The sequence below is a fragment of the Kytococcus sp. HMSC28H12 genome (assembly GCF_001816045.1).
Lineage (GTDB): Bacteria > Actinomycetota > Actinomycetes > Actinomycetales > Dermatophilaceae > Kytococcus > Kytococcus schroeteri.
In genome coordinates this window covers 1-5,177 of sequence record NZ_KV824514.1, presented here as the reverse complement: position 1 = coordinate 5,177, position 5,177 = coordinate 1, and the positions used below count along the sequence as shown (strand labels likewise).

At 73.8% G+C, this 5,177-nt stretch carries 6 protein-coding genes; 3 read left to right on the top strand and 3 right to left on the bottom strand.

Going from position 1 to position 5,177, the window contains the following annotated elements:
* Nucleotides 1-1,243 (top strand): PASTA domain-containing protein (locus HMPREF3099_RS07455; RefSeq protein WP_141762048.1); only part of this gene is annotated, 1,243 nt, incomplete at its 5' end.
* A gap of 20 nt (nucleotides 1,244-1,263) precedes the next feature.
* Here the strand turns inward: HMPREF3099_RS07455 and HMPREF3099_RS07450 are convergent.
* Complete coding sequence (locus HMPREF3099_RS07450; RefSeq protein WP_070705402.1) at nucleotides 1,264-1,968, bottom strand: DUF881 domain-containing protein; 705 nt, start codon at nucleotides 1,966-1,968, stop codon at nucleotides 1,264-1,266.
* 96 nt (nucleotides 1,969-2,064) lie between these two features.
* Here HMPREF3099_RS07450 and HMPREF3099_RS07445 point away from each other — a divergent pair, with 96 nt between their 5' ends.
* A complete protein-coding gene (locus tag HMPREF3099_RS07445; protein WP_070705401.1) occupies nucleotides 2,065-2,328 on the top strand; it encodes a cell division protein CrgA in 264 nt (87 codons plus the stop codon).
* Nucleotides 2,329-2,457: 129 nt separating this feature from the next.
* On the opposite strand, the gene HMPREF3099_RS07440 is transcribed toward HMPREF3099_RS07445, so the two are convergent.
* Together HMPREF3099_RS07440 and HMPREF3099_RS07435 are read right to left on the bottom strand one after the other, a co-directional pair.
* The gene (locus HMPREF3099_RS07440) at nucleotides 2,458-3,225 is read right to left on the bottom strand and encodes a rhomboid family intramembrane serine protease (RefSeq protein ID WP_237769794.1); all 768 of its coding nucleotides are present in this window, start codon (nucleotides 3,223-3,225) and stop codon (nucleotides 2,458-2,460) included.
* Between the two features lie 166 nt (nucleotides 3,226-3,391).
* Entirely contained in the window at nucleotides 3,392-3,910 is a 519-nt protein-coding gene (locus HMPREF3099_RS07435) for a peptidylprolyl isomerase (RefSeq protein WP_070705400.1), read from the bottom strand.
* Between the two features lie 143 nt (nucleotides 3,911-4,053).
* Here HMPREF3099_RS07435 and HMPREF3099_RS07430 point away from each other — a divergent pair, with 143 nt between their 5' ends.
* Nucleotides 4,054-5,121: a hypothetical protein gene (locus tag HMPREF3099_RS07430; RefSeq protein ID WP_070705399.1), complete on the top strand. Its 1,068-nt coding sequence runs from the start codon at nucleotides 4,054-4,056 to the stop codon at nucleotides 5,119-5,121.
* Nucleotides 5,122-5,177 lie beyond the last annotated feature (56 nt).

Below are 5,177 nucleotides of genomic sequence, written 5' to 3'. Positions count from 1 at the left end.
GGCCAGCGCGGCCACCGCGCTGGACGCCACCGACCACGCCGCCACGGACGACGGGGGCCGCTCGCTGGAGGCCGGCGCGCCGCTGACGACGGACACCGGCACCACCGTGTCCGGCACCACCCGCCTGGGGGAGGGCTCCGACGCCCCGGTCCTCGACGACGAGGACGAGGACGGCGGGCCGATGATGGGACGGTTCAGCCGCCGCGCGCGACGCACCGGCACCCCGTGGTGGGCCTGGCCGCTGGCGGGCCTGGCCCTGCTGGGCGTGGGCGTCGGCGTGGCCGCCGGCGTGAACCACTGGTCGAACGAACGGGGCGCGGTCGCCGTGCCGGACGTGCGCGGCAAGTCCCAGCAGGAGGCCGAGGAGATCCTCGACGACGCCGGCCTCGAGGCCCGCATCGAGGGGCGCATCGACGCGGCCCCGCTGGGGACCGTCCTCGAGCAGACCCCGGACCCCCAGACGTCCGTGGCCCGCGGCTCCATGGTCACCCTGGTGGTGGCCTCCACGGAGAACAGCCCGGCGCCCACCGGCCCGGGCGTGGACCCGTCGTCCTCCGACGGGCAGGAGGGTTCGCCCACCGAGACCGACGGGGGCTCGGGCGACGACCGGGAGTCGTCCTCCACCGCCGGCGACGAGGGCACGGAGCCCTCCACCACCGAGCCCTCCGCCACCGACCCGACCACGACCGACGGCCAGACGTCCGAGGGCCCCACGGACGAGGAGACCACGCCGCAGGACCCGGGGACCACCACGCAGGACGAGCCCGTCACGAGCGACCCCGGGGTGCCGGGCGGTCCGGTGCCCACCACCGAGGAGCCCACCACGACCACGGACGACCCGGACCCCACCACGACGGACGAGCCGTCGCCCACCGAGACCGACCCCTCGCCGACGACGGACCCCTCGCCCACGGAGACCGAGCCGTCCCCGTCCGAGAGCGACCCCACGCCCACGGAGAGCGACCCCACGGAGCCGAGCCCCAGCGAGACCAGCGCGACGGAGCCCTCGCCGACCGACCCCACCGCCACCACCTCGGACGAGAGCCGGTCCCCGGACCCGTCCCCCACCGAGCCCAGCCCCACCGAGCCCAGCCCGACCGAGCCCAGCCCGACGGACTCCTCGGCCACCGACCCCGTTCCCTCGGAGTCGAGTGCGAGCGAGACCAGCGCCACGGAGCCGACGGAGTCCTCCACCGAGAGCTCCCCGACGTCCAGCGCCACGGTGTCCAGCACCACCCCCTGAACGGGATCCCGCCCCGGCGTCTAGCCCTTCGGGGCCAGCGGGCGGGCGGAGACCTGCAGCTCGCCGGTGAAGGCGGGGGCGTCCACCCGGTCCACCCGGCTCTCGCGGTAGCCGAGGTCGACCGCCGAGGTGTACTCGCGCATGAGCTGCACCTCCCACGCGGCGTCGAGCTCGGCCTGGATGGCGTCGGCCGGCCCCACGGCGCGCACCACGAACGGCGGCGAGTACACGCGACCCTGCAGGATGAGCGTGTTGCCCACGCACCGCACCGCCGAGGTGGACACCAGGCGCTGGTCCATGAGCACCACGGCCTCCGCGCCACCGGCCCACATCGCGTTCACCACGGCCTGGATCTGCTGCTGGTGGATGACCAGGTCGTTGGGTCCGTAGCCGTCGGGCACCGCGTCGCCACGCAGGGGGGAGTCGTCGAGCACCACCTCCACGCCGGGCCCCGAGACCGGGGTGAGGCCGGCGGCCCTCGCCACCGGGTCGTCCTGGTCGTCCGTGCCGGCACGGTCGGCCACGGCGGCGTCCACCTGGGTGCGCAGCCCGGCCACCTCCTGCTCCTTGTCCCGGACGTTGGCCGTCAGGGCCCGCAGGGCCTCGGCCCGATCGCGGTTCTCGGGGCGGATGTCGTCGCCGTCGGCCACCGAGGCGGAGATCCCGAAGAGCAGTCCGGCAGCCAGGGTGACCACGGGGACGGCCGTCCCCCACAGCCTGCGCATGCGTCCTCCCTGTGGCCTGTGGGCGAGTCCGTGGCAGTCTCCCACGGGCAGTAGGACAGGATGGCGCCCACCGAGACCCGTCGACAGGAGCGGCCCATGACCGAGCTTCCCCCCGAACTGCGAGACGCCGACGACACCCAGGACCCACACCGAGAGGAGATCGCGAGCTCCGCCCCGGGCGTCAACCCCGGCTGGCTGGTGCCCACCATGGTGGGCCTGATGGTGCTGGGCGTGCTGTGGGTGGTCGTCTACTACGTGACCCAGGGCCGTTACCCGGTGGAGGCCTGGGGCTACTACAACGTGGCCGCCGGCATGGCGCTGCTCATGGGCGGTTTCCTGCTCGCCACACGCTGGCAGTGACCGTCCACAGCCTGTGGACGACGGGAATCACACCGATGTGATTTCCCACAGGCCGTCCACAGGCTGGGGAAAACCACACCGTTGTGATCCACAGGGTGGGGAGGGAGCCACGGCACCTCCCCACGCGGCTCAGGGGACCAGACCCGCCAGCGGGTCGCCCACCATCGCGTACCGGGCCAGCGCCAGGGCCACCAGCACCACCACGGTCCCGGCCACCACCCACCACGCGAGGGCGGGCGTGCGGGTGCGGGCCGCCCGCGCCATGCCCCACGCGAGGACGGCGCCGGTGAGCGCACCACCCAGGTGCGCCTCCCACTCGATGTTGGGGTAGACGAAGCCGATCACCGCGTTGATGCCGATGAGCACGAGCATCGGGGTGGTGGACCGGCCCCGCGCGTGGTCCACGACCAACAGCGCCAGGAAGAGCCCGAACACCGCGCCGGAGGCCCCCACGCTGCCGGAGTACCAGTCCCCCCAGGAGCGCGCGGCGACGTCCGGGGGCGTGGCCAGCAGCAGCGAGCCCACCGAGCCCCCGAGACCGCTCACCAGGTACAGCGCCAGGTAGCGCGCCGGCCCGAGCAGCCGCTCCAGGTAGCCCCCCACCGACCACAGCGCCACCATGTTGAACAGCAGGTGGGTGGGACCGGACGGGTCGTGCAGGAAGGCCGAGCTGACGAAGCGCCACGGCTCGGCGTCGGCCAGACCGGGCACGAAGGCACCCCACTGGGTGAGCTGGGGCAGCGCCAGCTGCACCAGCCACAGGGCCACGCACAGCCCGATGAGGCCGTACGTCACGGGCATGTCGCCCCACCCGAGCTCCCGGCCACCCAGGCTGGTGCGCCGCGCCGGCATCGCCCGGCGTGCCGCGCGCACGCAGTCCACGCACTGCACCCCCACGGCCGCCGGCTGCTGGCAGGCGGGGCACGCGGGCCGCTCGCACCGCTGGCAGCGGATGTAGCTGGGCCGGTCGGGGTGCCGCGGACAGACGGGAGCACCGCCCCCCGGCGTGGAGGGGCGGTGCTCCGGGTCACCCGGCAGGGGGGTGCTCACGTGCGGTGGTGCGTCAGTCGTTGACGGTGACGCTGGTGATCTCGACCTTCTCCAGCGGCGCGTCCATGCGACCGGTGGGCACCTTGGCGATGGCGTCGACGACCTTCTGGCCCTCGGGGTCCTTCACCTCGCCGAAGATCGTGTGCTTGCCCTGCAGGTGCGGGGTGGGGGTCACGGTGATGAAGAACTGGGAGCCGTTGGTGCCCTTGCCCATGCGGATGCCGGCGTTGGCCATGGCCAGCAGGTAGGGGCGGTCGTAGGCCAGGTCCGGGGAGATCTCGTCGTCGAACATGTAGCCCGGGCCGCCGGTGCCGGTGCCCAGCGGGCAGCCGCCCTGGATCATGAAGCCGTCGATGATGCGGTGGAAGCCGAGGCCGTCGTAGAAGGGCGTCGGGTTGGAGCGGCCCGCGTCGTCCTTGTACTCCTTGGTGCCCTTGGCGAGGCCGACGAAGTTCTCGACCGTCTTGGGCGCCTGGTTCTCGAACAGCTCGACCGGGATGTCGCCGAGCGTGGTGTGCAGCGTGATGTTCATGGCGCCATTGTCACAGAACGGCCTCGGACCGTGGTGCGGGGCGGTGGGCGCGTCACCCCGAGCTCCTCCGACGGCCCCCGAGGTGGTGGTCACTGCGCCCTTCGGTGCAGGATGGGGGCAGAGCCCACGACCGAGGAGGATTCGTGATCGACAACCCGTTCCGCAAGAAGACCGCCAGCGAGCGGCTGGCCGAGAACGCGCGCCAGCGCTTCAGCGCCGCCGCCGACGCATCGCAGGACGCCGGTGAGCGCGCCCGCGAGATCGGCGCCCGCACCGCGGAGGGTGCGACCGCCTCGGCGAAGAGCGCCGGGTCCGCCCTCGCCGGGCTCGTGCCCACCGTGGCCGCCGCCTTCGCCGCGGCCCGCTCCAAGACCGCCCACGGCATCAGCGACGGCGTGGACGCGTCGGCCAGCACCCTCTCCGACGGCCTGGACGCCGCCCCGGAGAAGGTCGACCACGCCCGCGACTGGATCGTCGACGAGCTGCTGCCCAAGCTGCAGGGCATGGTGGACGGCACCGTGGAGGCCAAGGACGAGGCCGCCGACTCCGGCGGTGCGCTCTCCACCTTCGCCGGGGAGACCGTGCAGAAGCGTCAGCGCAAGGGCGGCGTGCTCATGGTGCTGGGTCTTGCCCTCCTGGGTGGTGCCGCCTACTTCTGGTACACCGACCAGAAGCGTCGTCAGGGTGACCCGTGGCAGCGCGTGGCCACCACCGAGGACCCGTGGGCCGGCACCGAGCGCCGCAGCGTCTCGGCCGCCGCCAGCCCCGGCGCCGGCATGCGTCCCAGCACCACCGCCCACACCACCCCGGCCGTGGGCGAGAAGGTGCACCTGAGCCCCTCCGAGGCCGCTCGTGAGGCGCAGGGCACCGGCCCGGTGTCCGCCCTGGCCACCGGTCGCCCGGCCCAGTCCGTGGCCCCCGCCGGCACCGGCACCACCACGCCTGCCACCTCGGACAAGCCCGCCACCGAGCCGACCACCGGCTCGCAGCGCCGCTTCGAGGACCCGGCGACGACCGGCCCCATCGCCACCGGCTACGCCCAGAAGGCGGACGACATCGCCGGCGACAACGCCCCCACCCAGTCCATCCCGACCGTGGGTGAGCGCCTCAACCCGGTGGACGCCCGCCCGTCGGACAACAACGTGGACCCCTACGGCGAGGGCGACGCCCCCACCCGCAAGGGCACCGACGAGAAGTGGCTGCGCAACTGACGCGCTGACCGTCCCGGAGCACGATGAAGGGCCGACCCCCGAGGGGGTCGGCCCTT

What these genes read in the sequence shown, in the direction of transcription:
- HMPREF3099_RS07450 (WP_070705402.1), bottom strand. Translation starts at nt 1,968, where the DNA reads ATGCGCAGGCTGTGGGGGACGGCCGTCCCCGTGGTCACCCTGGCTGCC.
- HMPREF3099_RS07435 (WP_070705400.1), bottom strand. Translation starts at nt 3,910, where the DNA reads ATGAACATCACGCTGCACACCACGCTCGGCGACATCCCGGTCGAGCTG.
- HMPREF3099_RS07445 (WP_070705401.1), top strand. Translation starts at nt 2,065, where the DNA reads ATGACCGAGCTTCCCCCCGAACTGCGAGACGCCGACGACACCCAGGAC.